The 18202-nt window shown below is 68.6% G+C and carries 20 protein-coding genes and 1 tRNA gene; 17 read left to right on the top strand and 4 right to left on the bottom strand.

What is annotated here, in order from left to right; translation table 11 throughout:
• Positions 1–65 precede the first annotated feature (65 nt).
• The 8 genes from G6N30_RS26595 to G6N30_RS26630 all read left to right on the top strand — a co-directional run bounded on the left by G6N30_RS26595 (position 66) and on the right by G6N30_RS26630 (position 7362).
• Positions 66–485, top strand: coding sequence for a hypothetical protein (locus G6N30_RS26595; protein WP_134055857.1), 420 nt, complete (start codon positions 66–68; stop codon positions 483–485).
• A 116-nt stretch (positions 486–601) separates the two neighbouring features.
• Positions 602–775, top strand: coding sequence for a 50S ribosomal protein L32 (rpmF, locus tag G6N30_RS26600; RefSeq protein WP_134055855.1), 174 nt, complete (start codon positions 602–604; stop codon positions 773–775).
• Positions 776–843: 68 nt separating this feature from the next.
• Positions 844–1530, top strand: a complete 687-nt coding sequence (locus G6N30_RS26605) for a response regulator transcription factor (protein ID WP_134055853.1) — start codon at positions 844–846, stop codon at positions 1528–1530.
• The gene (locus G6N30_RS26610; protein WP_134055851.1) at positions 1530–3026 is read left to right on the top strand and encodes a HAMP domain-containing sensor histidine kinase; all 1497 of its coding nucleotides are present in this window, start codon (positions 1530–1532) and stop codon (positions 3024–3026) included. Before G6N30_RS26605 ends, G6N30_RS26610 begins: the two co-directional genes overlap by 1 nt.
• 143 nt (positions 3027–3169) lie before the next feature.
• Positions 3170–4498: a S1C family serine protease gene (locus G6N30_RS26615; protein ID WP_134055849.1), complete on the top strand. Its 1329-nt coding sequence runs from the start codon at positions 3170–3172 to the stop codon at positions 4496–4498.
• A gap of 23 nt (positions 4499–4521) precedes the next feature.
• Positions 4522–5067 (top strand): MogA/MoaB family molybdenum cofactor biosynthesis protein, encoded by a 546-nt coding sequence (locus G6N30_RS26620; RefSeq protein WP_172800610.1) that lies wholly within the window; start codon positions 4522–4524, stop codon positions 5065–5067.
• 701 nt (positions 5068–5768) lie between these two features.
• On the top strand, positions 5769–6419 hold the full coding sequence (locus G6N30_RS26625) for a porin MspA (protein ID WP_134055847.1): 651 nt from the start codon (positions 5769–5771) through the stop codon (positions 6417–6419).
• Between the two features lie 292 nt (positions 6420–6711).
• Positions 6712–7362 carry a porin MspA gene (locus G6N30_RS26630; protein WP_134055845.1) on the top strand — a complete coding sequence of 217 codons (651 nt, stop codon included), beginning with the start codon at positions 6712–6714 and terminating at the stop codon, positions 7360–7362.
• Between the two features lie 58 nt (positions 7363–7420).
• Here G6N30_RS26630 and mscL read toward each other — a convergent pair whose 3' ends face one another.
• The 4 genes from mscL to G6N30_RS26650 all read right to left on the bottom strand — a co-directional run bounded on the left by mscL (position 7421) and on the right by G6N30_RS26650 (position 9650).
• Entirely contained in the window at positions 7421–7876 is a 456-nt protein-coding gene (gene mscL, locus G6N30_RS26635) for a large-conductance mechanosensitive channel protein MscL (RefSeq protein ID WP_134055843.1), read from the bottom strand.
• A 61-nt stretch (positions 7877–7937) separates the two neighbouring features.
• The gene (locus G6N30_RS26640) at positions 7938–8594 is read right to left on the bottom strand and encodes an SAF domain-containing protein (protein ID WP_134055841.1); all 657 of its coding nucleotides are present in this window, start codon (positions 8592–8594) and stop codon (positions 7938–7940) included.
• A 69-nt stretch (positions 8595–8663) separates the two neighbouring features.
• Positions 8664–8990 (bottom strand): FmdB family zinc ribbon protein, encoded by a 327-nt coding sequence (locus tag G6N30_RS26645; RefSeq protein ID WP_134055839.1) that lies wholly within the window; start codon positions 8988–8990, stop codon positions 8664–8666.
• Between the two features lie 72 nt (positions 8991–9062).
• Complete coding sequence (locus tag G6N30_RS26650) at positions 9063–9650, bottom strand: 5-formyltetrahydrofolate cyclo-ligase (protein WP_134055837.1); 588 nt, start codon at positions 9648–9650, stop codon at positions 9063–9065.
• 84 nt (positions 9651–9734) lie between these two features.
• Here G6N30_RS26650 and G6N30_RS26655 point away from each other — a divergent pair, with 84 nt between their 5' ends.
• The 9 genes from G6N30_RS26655 (at position 9735) to G6N30_RS26695 (ending at position 18187) form a co-directional block, all read left to right on the top strand.
• Positions 9735–10646 (top strand): UTP--glucose-1-phosphate uridylyltransferase, encoded by a 912-nt coding sequence (locus tag G6N30_RS26655; RefSeq protein ID WP_134055834.1) that lies wholly within the window; start codon positions 9735–9737, stop codon positions 10644–10646.
• A gap of 41 nt (positions 10647–10687) precedes the next feature.
• Complete coding sequence (gene glp, locus G6N30_RS26660) at positions 10688–11947, top strand: molybdotransferase-like divisome protein Glp (protein ID WP_134055832.1); 1260 nt, start codon at positions 10688–10690, stop codon at positions 11945–11947.
• Positions 11948–11958: 11 nt separating this feature from the next.
• Complete coding sequence (locus tag G6N30_RS26665) at positions 11959–12612, top strand: GNAT family N-acetyltransferase (RefSeq protein ID WP_134055830.1); 654 nt, start codon at positions 11959–11961, stop codon at positions 12610–12612.
• A 135-nt stretch (positions 12613–12747) separates the two neighbouring features.
• Complete coding sequence (gene sepX, locus G6N30_RS26670) at positions 12748–13818, top strand: divisome protein SepX/GlpR (protein WP_134055828.1); 1071 nt, start codon at positions 12748–12750, stop codon at positions 13816–13818.
• A 50-nt stretch (positions 13819–13868) separates the two neighbouring features.
• Positions 13869–13941 (top strand) — tRNA-Ala (locus tag G6N30_RS26675).
• 180 nt (positions 13942–14121) lie between these two features.
• Positions 14122–14499 (top strand): hypothetical protein, encoded by a 378-nt coding sequence (locus G6N30_RS26680; protein ID WP_134055826.1) that lies wholly within the window; start codon positions 14122–14124, stop codon positions 14497–14499.
• A 148-nt stretch (positions 14500–14647) separates the two neighbouring features.
• On the top strand, positions 14648–15646 hold the full coding sequence (locus G6N30_RS26685; RefSeq protein WP_134055824.1) for an acetyltransferase Pat: 999 nt from the start codon (positions 14648–14650) through the stop codon (positions 15644–15646).
• A complete protein-coding gene (locus tag G6N30_RS26690; RefSeq protein WP_134055822.1) occupies positions 15646–16470 on the top strand; it encodes a shikimate 5-dehydrogenase in 825 nt (274 codons plus the stop codon). The genes G6N30_RS26685 and G6N30_RS26690 overlap by 1 nt, the downstream gene beginning before the upstream one ends.
• A 217-nt stretch (positions 16471–16687) precedes the next feature.
• Positions 16688–18187 carry a PE-PPE domain-containing protein gene (locus G6N30_RS26695; RefSeq protein ID WP_134055820.1) on the top strand — a complete coding sequence of 500 codons (1500 nt, stop codon included), beginning with the start codon at positions 16688–16690 and terminating at the stop codon, positions 18185–18187.
• Positions 18188–18202 lie beyond the last annotated feature (15 nt).

The raw sequence follows: 18202 nt of genomic DNA on the forward strand, positions 1-18202 counted from the left end.
GTCAAGGGCTCACTCCGGCGAAACATGTGCGCGGGCGACCCGGCGGGTGGCCCGATACTTGACCGGTGTCGTGGATCGCGCAGGCGCTGTTCGGCGTCGTGTGGACCGTGAGCGGCGTCGCGATCGGCCTCGGCCCGCCGCTGAGCGAGACCGGCCGGGGGGCATCGTCGCCGCTCGTCGGGTGGGCGCTCACCGCGTTCGGCGTCTACCAGATCGTCCTGGCTTTCCGCCGGTCGGTGGATCCGCCCGGCGAGCCCGACCGCAGGCCCGCACACGCCAGCGGACGGGCACCCGACCGCCGGACGGCGATCGGGATACCGGTGGCTTTTGCCCTCTGTGCCGCGGCGGGAGCCGGCGGCATCTGGTGGGGTATCGCCGCGGGCCGACCGACCGTCATGTGGTTCGGCGTGGCGATGTTCTCCATGGTCATCGCGGCCTATCCGTCGTTCGTCGACATGGTGCGTCACCGTCTGCGCCGGCGCTGACCGGGCGTGTTTTGGAGGCGGTGCAGCTCACCGGCTATCCTGAAGAGCACTTGCCGGCGCCCCGCCCTGATTCGGGTTTCGCGTGGCACCACACCCGTAAGAGGAGAAGCTCGATCATGGCTGTGCCCAAGCGCAGAATGTCGCGTTCGAATACTCGTAGCCGCCGCGCGCAGTGGAAGGCCAAGCCCACCGAACTCGTCGGTGTGACCGTCGCCGGCCAGCAGCGCAAGGTGCCGCGTCGGCTGCTCAAGGCCGCCCGCCTCGGTCTGATCGACCTCGACCGCCGCTGAGGCCACTTTCGACGCCGTAGCGGCGCGCCTCTCAGCGCTCTCTCAGGCGTTGGGTTGAAACTGTGGCTGTGCGCATACTTGTCGTCGACGACGATCGTGCGGTGCGAGAATCCCTGCGCCGGTCACTGTCTTTCAACGGGTACTCGGTCGAGTTGGCCCAGGACGGTGTCGAAGCCCTCGATCTGATCGCCAACGACCGGCCCGACGCCGTGGTGCTCGACGTGATGATGCCCCGGCTGGACGGCCTCGAGGTCTGCCGCCAGCTGCGCAGCACGGGCGATGACCTGCCGATTCTGGTGCTGACTGCCCGCGACTCGGTGTCCGAGCGCGTCGCCGGGTTGGACGCCGGGGCCGACGACTACCTGCCCAAACCTTTCGCGCTCGAGGAACTGCTCGCGCGGATGCGGGCGCTGTTGCGCCGCACCTCGCCGGACGACGGTTCGGATTCACCCGCCTTGACGTTCCTCGACCTGACCCTCGACCCGGTCACCCGGGAGGTCACTCGGGGGTCCCGCCAGATCAGCCTCACCCGCACCGAGTTCGCGTTGCTGGAGATGCTCATCGCCAATCCCCGCCGCGTGCTCACCCGCAGCCGCATCCTCGAAGAAGTGTGGGGCTTCGACTTCCCGACTTCGGGTAACGCCCTCGAGGTGTACATCGGCTATTTGCGTCGCAAGACCGAAGCGTCCGGCGAGCCGCGCCTCATCCACACCGTGCGCGGCGTGGGGTACGTGCTCCGCGAGACGCCGCCCTGATGGGTTTGCCGCCCGTCCCCGGCCCCCCGCCGCGGTTCAAACCGCCACGCAACACCAGTTCACTGTCCTTGCGATGGCGCGTGATGCTGCTCGCGATGTCGATGGTGGCCATGGTCGTGGTGCTGATGTCGGTCGCCGTCTACGCCGTGGTGTCGCGGGCGCTGTACGACGACATCGACGACCAGCTGCACATCCGCGCCCGGCTGCTGATCGAGAGTGGATCGCTGGCCGCCGACCCGGCCAAGGCCATCGAGGGCACCGCGTACTCCGACATCAACGCGATGCTGGTCATCCCCGGCCGATCGATCTTCACCAACAACTCCCAAGGCAAGCTGCCGATCGGCGAGCCGGAGAAGGGCGTCATCTCCGGTGAACTGCTGCTGTCGCTTCGCACGGTCAACCACCAGCGGGTGCTCGCGGTCCACCTCAACAACGGCAGCTCGCTGCTGATCTCCAAGAGCCTCGCGCCCACCGGCCAAGTGCTCGGCCGGCTCGGCACGGTGCTGCTGATCGTCGGCGGGGTCGGGGTGGCGGTGGCGGCCATCGCGGGCGGCATGGTGGCCCGAGCGGGTCTGCGCCCGGTCGGGCGCCTGACCCAGGCGGCCGAACGGGTCGCGCGGACCGAGGACCTGCGCCCCATCCCGGTGTTCGGCAGCGACGAGCTCGCCCGGCTCACCGAAGCCTTCAACATGATGCTGCGCGCGCTGGCCGAGTCCAGGGAGCGGCAGGCGCGGCTGGTCTCCGACGCGGGCCACGAGCTGCGCACCCCGCTGACGTCGCTGCGCACCAACGTCGAACTCCTGATGGCCTCGCAGGCGCCCGGTGCGCCACGGCTGCCCGAGGAGGACTTGGCGGATCTGCGGTCCGACGTCATCGCACAGATCGAAGAGCTTTCCACATTGGTGGGCGATCTGGTCGACCTCACCCGCGACGAGGCGGGCGGGGTGGTCTACGAAACCGTCGACATGGCCGACGTGGTCGACCGCAGCCTCGAGCGGGTTCGGCGGCGCCGCAACGACATCCAGTTCGACGTCGACGTCATCGGCTGGCAGGTCTACGGTGACGCCGCCGGCCTGGCCCGCGCCGTGCTCAACCTGCTCGACAACGCGGCGAAGTGGAGCCCGGCCGGTGGCCGCGTGGGAGTGCGTCTGACACAGAGCGATCCGGTGCACGCCGAACTCGTGGTCTCCGATCAAGGCCCGGGCATACCCGAGGCCGAGCGGCGGCTGGTGTTCGAGCGGTTCTACCGCTCGACCGCCGCACGCGCCATGCCCGGCTCCGGGCTGGGGTTGGCGATCGTCAAACAGGTCGTGCTCAAACACGGTGGGGCACTGCGGGTCGAGGACACCGTGCCAGGGGGTGACCCGCCCGGCACGTCCTTCTACGTCATGCTGCCCGGCCGTCCCGCGCCCCCGTCGGGCGACCAGAACGGCCACATTGCGGCGACTCCCGACGCGGAGATGCATACCGCCGGATCCCGGGCACACAAGAAGTGATCGAAGACACCTACGCGATGATCAAGTCTCGGTCTGGTTCGATGGTTCTCTAAGTGGATTCTCAGTCCACCTGGGCACTGTGAGGACGAGTCCTTCGTTAGACGAACTGTCGGACCACTTACCAGGAAGAGCACCGAAGCGACATGACGAACCACCCGAGGTATTCGCCGCCGCCGCAACAGCAACCGGGCCATCGCCCGGTTGGCCCGGACACCGGGTATCCGGGTGCCCACGGAGCGGATCCGTATGCGCAGCAGCCCTACGACTGGCGGTACGCCGCGCAACCGCAGCAGCAGTTCCGCGCACCGTACGACCCGTACCGTGGCGCCGCCCAGCCCACCGCGGTGCTGCCGCAGCCCCGTCCGGCGCAAAAGCGTTCGCGCGCAGGCGCTCTGATGATCGGCGCACTGGCGGTCGCTGTGGTGTCGGCGGGTATCGGCGGCGGCGTGGCGACGGTGGTGCAACAGGACCGGCCGTCGTTCGGGGGCTCGATCTCCGGTGCCGCGCCGAGCCAGCCCGCCGCGGCCCTGCCCGCGGGTTCGGTCGAGCAGGTGGCCGCCAAGGTCGTGCCGAGCGTGGTGAAGCTCGAGACGAATCTGGGCCGGGCGTCCGAAGAGGGTTCGGGAATCATCCTCACCACCGACGGTCTGATCCTGACCAACAACCACGTCGTGGCCGCGGCCGCCGACCCCAACGCCCCCGGTGCCCGGGCCGAGACCAAGGTGACCTTCTCCAACGGCCGCACCACGTCGTTCACCGTCGTCGGCACCGACCCGAGCAGTGACATCGCCGTCGTCCGCGCGGAGAACGCGTCCGGGCTGACGCCGATCACGCTGGGCTCGTCGGGCAATCTGCGCGTCGGCCAGGACGTGGTCGCCATCGGTTCGCCGCTGGGCCTCGAGGGCACCGTCACCACCGGCATCATCAGCGCACTGAACCGGCCGGTGGCCGCCGGCGGGGACACGCGCAACCAGAACACGGTGCTCGACGCGATCCAGACCGACGCCGCCATCAACCCCGGGAACTCCGGCGGCGCGCTGGTCAACATGAACGGCGAGCTGGTCGGCGTCAACTCGGCGATCGCCACCATGGGTGGCGACTCGCCCCAGGCCCAGAGCGGGTCGATCGGGCTGGGGTTCGCGATCCCGGTGGATCAGGCCAAGCGCATCGCCGACGAACTCGTCCAGAACGGCTCCGCCTCCCACGCCTCGCTGGGCGTGCAGGTCAGCAACGACACCGCCACCGACGGCGCGAAGATCGTCGAGGTGACCGGCGGCGGGGCGGCGGCCTCCGCCGGCCTGCCCAGCGGTGTGGTGGTGACCAAGGTCGACGACCGGGTGATCAACAGCGCCGACGCGCTGGTGGCGGCGGTGCGGTCCAAGGCGCCGGGGGAGAAGGTCACGCTGACCTATCTCGATCAAGGCGGAAAGCCGCAGACCGTGCAGGTGACGTTGGGGAAGGCGCAGCAGTGACGATCAGTACCGGACCGGGAACCCTGCGAGTGGCTGCGCCGCTGTCTGTGCCCACATATACGGTTGAGGTCATGGAGCAGCCAGGGGAGTTGGTGGGCCGCGCGCTCGTCGTCGTCGTCGATGACCGCACCGCCCATGGCGACGAAGAGGATCACAGCGGTCCGCTGGTCACCGAGCTTCTCGGTGAGGCGGGCTTCGTGGTCGACGGTGTGGTCGTGGTGTCCGCCGACGAGGTGGAGATCCGCAACGCACTGAACACCGCTGTGATCGGCGGGGTGGACCTCGTGGTGTCGGTCGGCGGCACCGGGGTGACACCGCGGGATGTGACGCCGGAGGCGACCCGCGACATCCTCGACCGCGAACTGCTCGGCATCTCCGAGGCGCTGCGCGCCTCCGGGTTGTCCGCGGGGATCGTCGACGCGGGAGTGTCCCGCGGGCTGGCCGGAATCTCGGGCAGCACCCTCGTCGTCAACATCGCCGGGTCCCGCGCGGCGGTCCGTGACGGCATGGCCACGCTCAGCCCACTGGCCGTGCAAATCATCGGGCAGCTATCGAGCCTGGAGATCTGACAACGAATCGTGCTGCCAAGACGCCGCGGCGACGCTTTTCCAGCGTCGCCCGGCGTCTTTTTGTTACGTCCTCCGCACCGTTACTGTCTGCAGTGTTACCAGGAAGTGAACGGTAATCCCACCACGAATGTGATGTTGATCACACGCAAGGATTTTCGTGCCTGAGCAATCGAAGCGCCCCCGAGATTCAGTTAACAAAATCTTCGGCGAGACGCTGCCGGAGACGTCCGCGGACGAGCGGGATGACCGAGCCTCCGAGGACGAGGCGCAGCACGACCGATGGCTGCGTGACAATATTCCGCCGCATCACGATTGATCGTGAATATTTAACACATCTGAGGAATCCCCAGGTGGGAGCCGCATGAGCAGGTGCGCCGACCGACGGTTGTCCCGGTTTCACCGGCGCGGGACGTCACCGGGCAACCGCGTTCCCGGGGCTCTCGGACGGAGTGGTCAGCAAATCCTCAGCAAATCTTGACCCCGTCGTGACCTCGGCCGTGTGACCGCACCGTCTGCGTTGCCGCCCGGGTGCCTCCCGGATATGTTCCTCGTGTCAACGATGAGCTACGCGTAAGAACAGCCTGTGGGGTTTCTAATTCGCCTCACATGTTGGGCTTGCCGGGTGTCAGGTGAAGCGGTAGGCCAGGCACCCACACAACGACTCGGTGAGCACGTCACCGGCCATAACAGCTAGGGAGAACATGAAGGCAATCAGTCGGGTGCTGATCGCGTTGGTTGCGGCCATCGCGGCTCTGTTCACGAGCACGGGCACCTCTCACGCAGGTTTGGACAATGAGCTCAGCCTGGTCGACGGCCAGGGCCGGACCCTGACCATCCAGCAGTGGGACACCTTCCTCAACGGTGTGTTCCCGCTCGACCGCAACCGGCTGACCCGTGAGTGGTTCCACTCGGGCCGCGCCAAGTACATCGTGGCCGGCGAAGGCGCCGAGGAGTTCGAGGGCTCGCTCGAGCTGGGCTACCAGATCGGCTTCCCCTGGTCGCTGGGCGTGGGCATCAACTTCAGCTACACCACCCCGAACATCGCGTTCGACGGTGAGGGCGTCAACGTCATCGAGGGCGTCGGCGGCATCCTGCCCGCCGAGGGCATCGTGACCCCGCCGCTGTTCCCGGGTGTCTCGATCAGCGCCGACCTGGGCAACGGCCCCGGCATCCAGGAAGTCGCCACCTTCGCGGTCGACGTCGAGGGTGCTGAAGGAACCGTCGCGGTCTCCAACGCGCACGGCACCGTGACCGGTGCGGCCGGCGGCGTGCTGCTGCGTCCGTACGCCCGGCTGATCGCCTCCACCGGTGACAGCGTCACCACCTACGGCGCGCCGTGGAACATGAACTGAGTTCTCCCTGATCGCAAGGAACCCCGCGGGTCGCGTACCCGCGGGGTTCTTTGCGTTCGACCGAAGCGCCGGGTTCGGCGTTTGCGCAGGTTGGTACCGAAATCAACGGGGTGTGGGCCATCTGTTGTCGCTCGTTGGCCGCCCTGTTATGTTTTGCGCGTCACAGACGATGAGATTCACATGAGGGCAGCACGTGAGAATTCTCATCCGAGTCACATGTTGGTCTCACAGGGTCCGCGGTCGAGGGTCGGCCGGAACCCGAAACCACATCAGCGCGACAGCTAGGGAGAACATGAAGGCAATCAGTCGGGTGCTGGTCGCGTTGGTCGCGGCCATCGCGGCTCTGTTCACGAGCACGGGCACCTCTCACGCAGGTTTGGACAATGAGCTCAGCCTGGTCGACGGCCAGGGCCGCACGCTCACGATTCAGCAGTGGGACACCTTCCTCAACGGTGTGTTCCCGCTCGACCGCAACCGGCTGACGCGCGAGTGGTTCCACTCGGGCCGCGCCAAGTACATCGTCGCCGGCGAAGGCGCCGACGACTTCCAGGGTTCGTTGGAGTTGGGCTACCAGATCGGCTTCCCCTGGTCGCTGGGCGTGGGCATCAACTTCAGCTACACCACCCCCAACATCGCGTTCGACGGTGAGGGCGTCAACGTCATCGAGGGCATCGGTGGCATCCTGCCCGCCGAGGGCATCGTGACCCCGCCGCTGTTCCCGGGTGTGTCGATCAGCGCCGACCTGGGCAACGGCCCCGGCATCCAGGAAGTCGCCACCTTCGCGGTCGACGTGACCGGCGCCGAAGGTGCGGTGGCGGTGTCCAACGCGCACGGCACCGTGACCGGTGCGGCGGGCGGCGTGCTGCTGCGTCCGTACGCCCGGCTGATCGCCTCCACCGGTGACAGCGTCACCACCTACGGCGCACCGTGGAACATGAACTGAGTCCACACCCCGCGTGAAACCGATCGGCCCCCGGATCCGTCCGGGGGCCGATCGCCTTTCAGTGCTTGTCGGCGCTGGTGGTCTCCGCCGTGTCGGGGGTGGGCCCGGTGCCCGGCCCGGTGACCTGCGGCCTCGAGCCGTTGGTCTCGGCCAGCAGGTTGCGGATCTCGGTGAGCAGGCTCAACTCGGTGTCCTGCGCCTGTTCGACCTGGCCGCGTTCCCGCAACTTCTTGTACGGCAGCACGATGAGGAAGTACACCACCGCGGCGACCAGCAGGAAGTTGATCATCGCCGACAGCAGCACGTTGAGGTCGATGGTTTGACCGCCGCCGATGTTGATGCGCAGGATTCCGTAGTCCGCCTCACCGCCCGCGCCGATCCGGCTGATCAGCGGTTCGATGACGCTGTTGGTGAAGCTGGTGACCAGGCCGGTGAACGCGGTGCCGATGACGACCGCGGTCGACAGGTCGACGATGTTGCCGCGGGCGAGGAAATCCTTGAACCCTTTCAGCATGGAAAGCCCTTCTTCCGTGGGTGGACGGCTGATAGTGCGCCACGTTAGGCGGGGCGGTCCCTCAGTGGAAGGTCAGCGTGACGGCCTGGGTGAGCGAGGCGCCGGCCACCTCATTGGCCGCCTGCGCCGGCAGCGCCACCAGCACGGCGCGCTCACCCGCGGCGCCGGGTCCCTGCCGCTTCTCCGACACCAGCACCACGACCGCGCGGGTGGCGATCACTCGAGGCCGCGCTTGGATTCCGGTGTCGCCGGCCGGTGCCGCGAGGACGTCGACGACGTCGCCGGTGCGCACCAGGTCGACCAGTGCGCCGTCGGCGAGCTGGAGTGACACGATGCGGGCGTCGGGGCCCGCGGCCGCCTCGGCGATCCGCGGTCCGAGCAACCGCACGTCGGTGAGGACCTCGCCGCGGCGGGCCGGACCCGCCACGGTCGCGCCGACGACGTCGGCCGGGTCGGTCGCTGCGCCGTCGGGGACGGTGGCCACGGGGCGACGCTCGAGACGGATATGGGTTTCGGCGAGTTCCGCGCCGGGGGTGAGATCGCTGGCGGCGACGACGACGTCGACCTGGTCGCCGTCGGGATCCGACCGGACTGCCGCGACCGCGGCCAGCACCACGAGGGCCGCCGCGGCGACGCGGCGCGCCGGCACCGTGCGGCTCCAGTCGGGCCGCAACCTGCTCAGCCGCGCCAGTGGTGTCGGTTCGACAGATTCCCCCATGCCGCCACGCTAAGCAGCTATGGGGTGGACCCGCGCGGGTTCGCCGCGGGCCTGTGGATAACTACGCCGTCAGCTGGAGGCAGCCGCGGCGGGCGCCGAACTGGTCGACGACGAACTCGAACCGGAATCGCTCGACGCGCTCGCGGTCGACTTCTCCGAGGAGCTCGACGAATCCGAGGAGCTCTTGGCCGAACCGCCGCCGCTGGTGGACTTGGCGGCTTCGCGGCTGTCGGTGCGGTAGAAACCGCTGCCCTTGAACACCACGCCCACCTTGCCGAAGAGTTTGCGCAGCCGTCCGCTGCACTTCGGGCATTCGGTCAGCGCATCGTCGCTGAACGCCTGCACGGCATCGAACCGATTGCCGCATTCGGTGCACGCATAGGAATAGGTAGGCACGAAAACCTCCGAGGTCGTCAAACTTCTTAGCACTCTACCGGCTCAAGTGCTAGAACCGCTACGCGGCCTTGGTCATTCCTGCAAAGCCACCAGTCCGAGCCCGGGTGTGAGCGCATGCGTCATCCGCACGTCATGAGGTTCGGACGGGAGCCGCTCGACCAGTTCGTCGTCCCGCACCACTGCGATCAGGAGCGCGTCCGGGTCGGCCGATCCGAGGGAGCGGTCGTAGAACCCGGCTCCCCGCCCCAGCCGCACCCCGGTGCGGTCCACCGCGAGCGCCGGCACCAGGACGACGGCGGCCTCGGCCACCGCGTCGGGCGCCAGCCACGGCGGCGCAGGTTCGCGCAGACCGAACCGAGCCGCCACGAGATGTCCCGGGCGATATTCGCCCCACCGCAGCGGGAGCGGAGCGTCCGCGTCGTCGTGCTGCGCGACCGGGAGCAGCACCCGGGCTCCGAGCGCGAGGAGCTCATCGAGCAGAACGAGCGATCCGGGTTCGGAGCCCACCGGCACGTACGCGCACACTGTTCGACCAGCCGGTGCGAATCCAGCAAGGTGGCCGGCGAGCGCTGCCGCTTCCCGTTCCCGTGCTTCGGGGGTGACTTTGCGGCGCGCGCTCGACAGTCGGGCGCGCAACTCGGCTTTGGTCGGCGATGTCACGTATTCACGATGACATCCCCGATTCGGCGATCAACGTGCGGCCAGAACGGGTTCAACCAGCCCGTAACGGTTAATCTGTGAGCGATGAGCCGGCCAGAAGTACCCATTCCACGTACCGCCGTCGTGCCCGCCGCAGGCCTGGGCACACGTTTCCTGCCCGCCACCAAGACGGTGCCCAAGGAATTGCTGCCGGTGGTCGACACCCCCGGTATCGAGCTGGTGGCCGCCGAAGCCGCCGAGGCGGGCGCCGAGCGCCTCGTCATCATCACCTCCGAGGGCAAGGACGGTGTGGTCGCCCACTTCGTCGAGGACCTGGTGCTCGAGGGCACGCTCGAGGCCCGCGGCAAGAAGACCATGCTCGAGAAGGTCCGCCGCGCGCCCGCCCTGATCAAGGTGGAATCGGTGGTGCAGGCCGAACCGCTCGGCCTCGGGCACGCCGTCAGCTGCGTCGAATCATCGCTGTCGGACGACGAGGATGCGCTCGCTGTGCTGCTTCCCGACGATCTCGTCCTGCCGACCGGTGTGCTGGAGACGATGTCGAAGGTCCGCGCCAAGCGCGGCGGCTCGGTGTTGTGCGCGATCGAGGTGCCGACCGAGAAGATCAGCGCCTACGGCGTCTTCGACGTCGAACCGGTGCCGGACGCCGCCAACCCCGACGTCATGCGCGTCAAGGGCATGGTGGAGAAACCCAAGGCCGAGGATGCGCCGTCACCGTACGCGGCCGCGGGCCGCTATGTTCTCGACCGTGCGATCTTCGATGCACTGCGACGGGTGAAGCGCGGTGCGGGCAACGAGATCCAGCTGACCGACGCGATAGCGCTGCTGATCGAGGAGGGTCATCCGGTCCACGTGGTGGTGCACCGGGGCACCCGACACGACCTGGGAAATCCCGGCGGCTACCTCAAGGCTGCGGTTGACTTTGCGTTGGAACGCGACGACTACGGCCCCGAGCTGCGGCAGTGGTTGGTCGAGCGATTGGGCCTGGCCGAGAACTGAATCCGCGCGACAGGCCCGACTGAGGTGGAGAAAGGCGTGTTGTGCGTTCGGTTGAGGAGCAGCAGGCTCGGATAGCGGCCGCAGCGGTGGCCCCGCGGCCGGTACGGGTTGCCATCGCCGAAGCGCAGGGTCTGATGTGCGCCGAAGAGGTCGTGACCGAGCGGCCGATGCCGGGATTCGATCAGGCCGCCATCGACGGTTACGCGGTGCGCAGTGTCGACGTCCTGGGTGTCGGCGGAGGCGCGGGCGCCGACGATCACGACGGTCGCGATGTCAGCCTGCCGGTGATGGCCTCGATCGAGGCGGGTGCCCGGACGCCGAGCCGGCTGCAGCCCCGGCAGGCCGCGCGCGTCCAGACCGGCGCCCCGATGCCCACGTTGGCCGACGCGGTGTTGCCCCTGCGGTGGACCGACGGCGGCGCGAACCGTGTCCGGGTGCTGCGTGGCGTGCGTTCGGGTGCCTATGTGCGGCGCGCCGGTGACGATGTCCAGCCCGGCGACGTCGCGGTGCGGGCGGGCACGATCATCGGTGCTGCCCAGGTCGGTCTGCTGGCGGCGGTCGGCCGGGAGCGGGTGCTGGTACATCCGCGACCGCGGCTGTCGGTGATGAGCGTCGGCGGGGAGTTGGTCGACATCTCGCGGACGCCGGGTAACGGCCAGGTCTACGACGTGAACTCGTACGCGCTCGCGGCCGCGGGGCGCGATGCCGGCGCCGAGGTGAACCGGGTCGGCATCGTCGACACCGACCCCGCCCGGCTGCGCGAGGTCGTCGAGGGACAGCTCAACCGGGCCGAGATCGTCGTCATCGCCGGCGCGGTCGGCGGTGCCGCCGCGGAGTCGGTGCGCGCGGTGCTGTCCGAACTCGGGGAGATGGAGGTCTCGCGCATCGCCATGCACCCCGGCTCCGTTCAGGGGTTCGGCCAGCTCGGCCGCGACGGGGTGCCGGTGTTCCTGCTGCCGGCCAATCCGGTCAGCGCGCTGGTGGTGTTCGAGGTGATGGTGCGGCCGCTGATCCGCCTGTCGCTCGGCAAACGCGCGCCGATGCGCCGCGTGGTCTCGGCTCGCGCGCTTTCGCCGATCACCTCCGTGTCCGGCCGCAAGGGCTATCTTCGAGGTCAGCTGATGCGCGATCAGGACACCGGCGAGTACCTCGTGCAGGCACTCGGCGGCGCCCCGGGGGCGTCGTCGCATCTGCTCGCCACCCTGGCCGAGGCAAACTGTCTGGTGATCGTGCCGACCGACGTCGACGAGGTCCGTACCGGTGAAACCGTGGACGTGGCCTTCCTGGCGCAGCGCGGCTGACCAGAGTCGAGGTGAGCCTGCTGCGGTCGAGTTCTCTGCACCCCGGATGGCCGATGCCGGTGGGCCCGTTGCGGGTGCCCGCCGGTACGGTGCGGCTGCGCCCGATCCGACTGCGCGACGCCGCACAGTGGAGCCGCATCCGGCTGGCCGACCGCGACCACCTGGAACCGTGGGAGCCGGTCACCGGTGTGGAATGGCCTCTGCGACATGCTTTCTCGTCATGGCCGTCGGTGTGCTCGACGCTCCGGTCAGAGGCCCGCAAAGGGCGGATGCTGCCCTACGTCATCGAGCTGGACGGGCAGTTCGCCGGGCAGCTGACCATCGGCAACGTCACGCACGGTGCGCTGCGCTCGGCGTGGATCGGTTACTGGGTGGCCAGCGAGCGGATCGGTGGCGGCGTGGCCACGGCGGCGCTGGCGCTCGGTGTGGACCACTGCTTCGGGCCGGTGATGCTGCACCGCGTCGAGGCGACCGTGCGGCCAGAGAACGCGCCGAGTCGACGGGTGCTGGCAAAGGTCGGGTTCCGCGAGGAAGGCCTGCTCAAACGGTACCTCGAGGTCGACGGCGCGTGGCGTGACCACCTGCTCGTCGCGATCACCGTCGAGGAGCTCAGTGGGTCGGCGTCGTCCGCGCTGGTGCGGGCCGGTCGGGCGGAATGGGCCTGACCCGCTGTTACTGATGTGACACGTGTTACTCGTGGTGCTTGTCTCCGGCGAATTACAGGTGTGTAATTGTCTCGGCGCGTCGCCCCCAGGTGCGCTGGTCAACCGACCTAGCCTGTAGGGGAAAGGAGCAGGCGCATGCCAAGCATCCCCCAATCTCTGCTGTGGATCTCGCTCGTGGTGCTCTGGCTCTTCGTGCTGGTGCCCATGCTGGTGAGCAAGCGAGATGCCGTGCGACGCACGAGCGATGTCGCACTGTCCACCCGGGTGCTCAACTCGGGTCAGAGTGCTCGACTGCTCCGCCGATCCGGTCCGGCGGCCGGCCACCATTCCGACCCGGACTGGCGTCCGTCCTCCGACGAGCTGGACGAACTCGACGACGAGCACGACGAGTGCGACGAGCAGCAGCGCGCGGTGGTCCTCGCGGCCGCGCCGCAGCGTCACGCCGAGCCGGACTACCTCGACGTCGACATCGTCGAAGAGGACACCGGTGCGCTGCCGCTGAGCGCCGTCGCCGATGAGCCCCCCGGCGCCGAGCCCGAGCCGGAGTTCCACGACGAGCCCCCGGTGGAAGCCGAGCCCGAGGACGATCTCGAAACTGCCGTCGCCGCAGACGATTACGACGACGAAGCGGACGACGACGAAGCGGACGACGACGTCGCCGATGAACGTGCTGAGGACGGCGCGGGGGACGGCACGGAGGACGAATACGAGTACGTGCCGGACTCCTCCGGGCTCGAGGCGTCGGAGAGCGAACAGGCCGTCGACTCGATCAGCGCGGCGCGCAGGCGGCGCCACGAGTCGAAGACCGCCGCCGCGGTCAGCGCCCGCAAGTTCCAGTTCCGCAAGCGGATGGTGACCTCGATGGCGGTGGCGCTGCTCGCCTCGGCCGTCCTGGCGTACCTCGTCGCCCCGTGGGCGTGGTGGCTGTGCGGTGCGGTCGGCGTGGTCACCGTTCTCTACCTCGGCTACCTGCGCAGGCAGACGCGCATCGAGGAGCAGCTGCGCCGCAGGCGCGCGCAACGCATCCGCCGTTCTCGGCTCGGCGTGGAGAACACCGACGATCCGGAGCTCGACGTGGTGCCCGCCCGGTTGCGCCGGCCGGGCGCTGCGGTACTCGACATCGACGACGAGGATCCGATCTTCGAACACCTCGACGAGGTGGCGTTCGCGCGGCACTTCGACCTGCCCAGAGCGGCCGGGCAGTAGCTCGGTTTCAACCGGTGCGCGACGGCTGGTAGCCTTTCGTTCCGGTATCAGGGGCTATGGCGCAGTTGGTAGCGCGACTCGTTCGCATCGAGTAGGTCAGGGGTTCGATTCCCCTTAGCTCCACTTCACAGGCCGCTTCGGCGGCCCGCGTATCGAGATCGATCCGATGCTCGAATCTGGTCGCGAGAATTCACAGGATCTGGTACTCCCGTGCGGGTGCGGGGGTTGATCCGCCCTGATAATCTGCCTTGGCGCGCTGACGTCAACGATCGGGATGTGATCCCGCAGAGAAAGGGGAGGCAGATGGCCGAACACGCCGAAGCCCTCGTCCGCAAAACGAAGAAGCTGGGGATTATGGGATTTGGTGCGCTCGCCGTCACGGGAGCCTTCTTGGCGTTCGGAGCCGGTACTGCCGGTGCCGACGTCGAGGACATCGAGGGTGACCCCGCGGCACCGTCCGCGTTCCCGGTTGCCGAAGAGGGCATTCGCGTCGCCGATCCCGGCGTCGTGAACGCAGGCCCCTCCGAGGTTCGTGCCGCCGACATCGGCGCACCCCTCGCCCCGTCCGGCGGGGAGTCCAAGGACTCGCTGCGTGCGGTTCCGTCCATCACCGGCGGCATCGGCACCTACATCGACTTCGGTCCCTTCGGCGGCCCCGGCGCGCCGATCTGGGATTGGTGATCGAGGCCTAGCCGCGTCCCGACCACGCGAACAAGCGCCCGGTTCCGTTACGACGGACACCGGGCGCTTTTCGTTGTGGTGAAGACGTCATCGACGCGTCCCCGACTTTTCTTGCCGGGTCCGTCGCGCGGCCCGTAGCCTCGGGAGCGTGGCCGGTGTGACGACCGCCCGTGCAGATGAGCTCGCGGCGTTGGACTTCTTCGCCGGCTGCTCCACCGGAAGTCTGGAGCCGTTGGCGGCACAGTTGCGGCCGTTCACCGCGGCGCCCGGCGAGATCCTCATGAGGCAGGGCGAGCACTCGGAGTCGTTCCTGATCATCGGGTCTGGACGCGTCCAGGTCAGCCACACCGGCGCCGAAGGCTTGCATGCCGTCGTCGACGTTCACCACGGCATGGTCGTCGGTGAGATCGCTCTGATGCGGGAGACCCCGCGCACCGCGACCGTGATCGCACTCGACGAGGTGACCGGCTGGGTCGGTGCCCACGAAGCGTTCGCCACCATGGTGGAGTGCCCGGGCATGATGGACAAGCTCGTCCGCCTGGCCCGCCAGCGGTTGGCGGCGTTCATCGCGCCGATCCCGATCACGGTGCGTGACGGGACCGTGCTCTACCTGCGCCCCGTACTCCCCGGCGACAACGAACGCACCATCAACGGCCCGGTCGAGTTCTCCAGCGAGACGCTCTACCGGCGGTTCCAATCCGCCCGTAAGCCCACGCCGCGGCTGATGGCGTATCTCTTCGAGGTGGACTACGCCGATCATTTCGTCTGGGTGTTGACCGACGGTGCCGACGGTCCCGTGGTCGCCGACGCCCGGTTCGTCCGCGACGAAGACGACCCCACCACCGCCGAAGTCGCTTTCGTCGTGGGGGACGACTACCAGGGTCGCGGCATCGGCACGCTCCTGATGGACGCGCTCGTCGTCGCGGCGAGCTATGACGGCGTGCGCCGCTTCACCGCCCGCGTGCTGACCGACAACTATGCGATGCGCCGGATCCTCGACCGGTTCGGGGCACGCTGGCACCGCGAGGACCTCGGGGTGGTCACCACCGTCGTCGACGTCCCCGACCCGGCCACGTTGCCGTTCCCGCCGGAGTTGACCGCCCGGATCCGCGACGTCACCCGGCAGGTCATCCGGGCCGTCGGCTGATGGGCCGTCCGCCCCTGAACAAGGACACCCGGCTGTGCATCTCCCTGGCCGGACGCCCCAGCAACATCGGCACGCGTTTCCACAACCACCTCTATGAGGTGCTCGGGCTGGACTTCCTCTACAAGGCGTTCACCACCACCGACATCGCCGCGGCCATCGGCGGGGTGCGGGCGCTGGGCATCCGCGGATGCTCGGTGTCGATGCCGTTCAAACGGGACGTGCTCGCCCTGGTCGACGAGGTCGAACCGTCGGCGCGGGTGATCGACGCGGTCAACACGATCGTCAACGACGGCGGACACCTCACCGCCTCCAACACCGACTACCTGGCCGTGCAGCGCCTGATCGACCAGTACGCGCTCGATCCTGCCGCTCCCGTGTTGATCCGGGGCAGCGGCGGGATGGCGTCGGCCGTCGGCGCCGCGTTCCGCGATCGGGGTTTCGGTGCCGGGACGGTGGTGGCGCGCAACGGCGCAACCGGGCGCGAACTGGCCGACCGGCTCGGCTACGAGTACGCCCCCGAGGTGGGGTCACCGACGGCCGCGGTGCTCGTCAACGTCACGCCCATCGGGATGGCGGGCGGTCCGGAGCAAGGGCAACAGGCGTTCGGAACCGACGCGATCGCCAAGGCGCACACCGTATTCGACGTCGTGGCGACACCCGCCGAGACACCGCTGATCCGCGCCGCGCGAGAAGCCGGGATACCGGTGATCACCGGAGCCGAGGTCGTCGCGCTACAGGCAGCCGAACAATTCGAGCGATACACCGGCGTGCGGCCGACACCGGAGCAGGTCGCGGAGGCCTCGGCGGTATCACGCGCCGACTAGCCGACGGCAAAGGTCAGTTTTGATCCGTCAGCTCATTGCTGACGCTGGTGAGAGCCGGTCCTGTCGTTGCTTTCGGAATGGATTGCTTGCAGACGACAACACTTCCTGTGATTTTCTCAGGTCGACTGTCAAACTGCATGTGGCACGCTGCGCAGCTCCTTGAGGGGGAAGTGGGCTCGGGGTTGGCCGGCTTGCTGTCAATTCCTGGGGGAGTTCAATGGTTCGCAGTTCTGCGCGTTCGCTGGCAATGGTCATCGGCGCGGTGTTCGGAGTTCTGGCAATCGGATGGTCGGTGACGCTCGGCTCGGCGGCGCAGTTGCTCGCCGCAGCCACGGTGCTGGCGATGGGCGGGACACAACATCCGCTGATCGACGCCCAGGGTGACTACGCCGACGATCCCGCGTTCGTCTCCGACTACCTCGACGACGCGGTCCGGGTGTACGTCGCGCCGAGCGGCGTCGGTGGGTCCACCGACCCCGACGACTACCAGGCTGTCGCGGTGCACACGCCCGAGGAGTTCGGCCCCATCTTCGGCACCATGACGTTCGACGACTCGGTGGACGCGGGCGTCGCCAACCTCGACAACTGCATCCAGGGCCCGTCGTGCGTGGCGCGAGCCGAGTCGGGCGAGCCGGTCATGAACCCCGCTCCTCCGTTCGTGGTCTACGGCTACTCCCAGAGTGCGGTGATCGCGACCCTCGAGAAGCGCAGGCTGATCGAGCAGTACGGCGATTCGGATACCGCACCCGACGTCTCGTTCGTCTTGCTCGCCAACCCGAACCGACCCAACGGCGGCGTCATGCAGCGGTTCGAGGGTCTCTACATCCCGATGCTCGACGTCACCTTCAACGGGTCGACGCCGACGGACAGCCAGTTCACGACGATCGACGTCGCGCGCCAGTACGACGGTTGGGCCGACTTCCCGGCCTATCCGCTGAACATTGTGGCCACGGCCAACGCGCTGCTCGGCATCTACTACCTGCACGGCGACTACTGGAGCGAGGGTGTCGGTACCCCGCTGACGCAGGGGACCGTGGGCGACACCACCTACTACATGATCCCCACCGAGCGCCTGCCGCTGCTGATGCCGCTCGAGCAACTCGGAGTGCCGTCGCCGATCCTGACGGCGCTGGACGCACCGCTGCGCGTCATCGTCGAATTCGGTTACGACCGCGACCCCGACCACGTCGGCACCCCGACGCGTGCCGGCCTCATCCCGATCATCAATCCGATCACCGGCGTCACCAACCTGGTGATCGCGATCCCGACCGGTCTCGACGACGCCGCGGCGGAAGCGGCCGGGGACACCGACTTCCGGCCCCTCGGCACGACCCCGGTGACCAGCCCGTACGGCGTGGGCGGTGAAGAACTCGGTGCGCCGTTGCCGGCGCCGGAGCCCGCGCCGACGGCGCGGACCGCGCCGAAGGACGCGGCGGCTGCGGCGCCGATCGAACCCGAACCGATTGTCGCCGAGCACGACTCCGACGAGCCACCGGCTCCGAAGGCGCCCATCGTCGACCGCCCACGAACGGGCATCCTCCGCAACCTGGTGCCGCCGCGCCGCGACACCTCCTCGGAGGCTCCCGCTGAGCGGCGCCGTCCGCTCAAGACCATCATCGACCGGGTCACCGGGCGCAACGATGAGGCGCAGGAGCCCGCGGGAGCCGAGGGCGGAGAACCGCAGTCCGAGACGCGAAGCGACCCGGACGCCGCCTGACCGACGCCGGGCGCG

This window comes from Mycolicibacterium litorale (genome assembly GCF_010731695.1).
Classification (GTDB): domain Bacteria; phylum Actinomycetota; class Actinomycetes; order Mycobacteriales; family Mycobacteriaceae; genus Mycobacterium; species Mycobacterium litorale.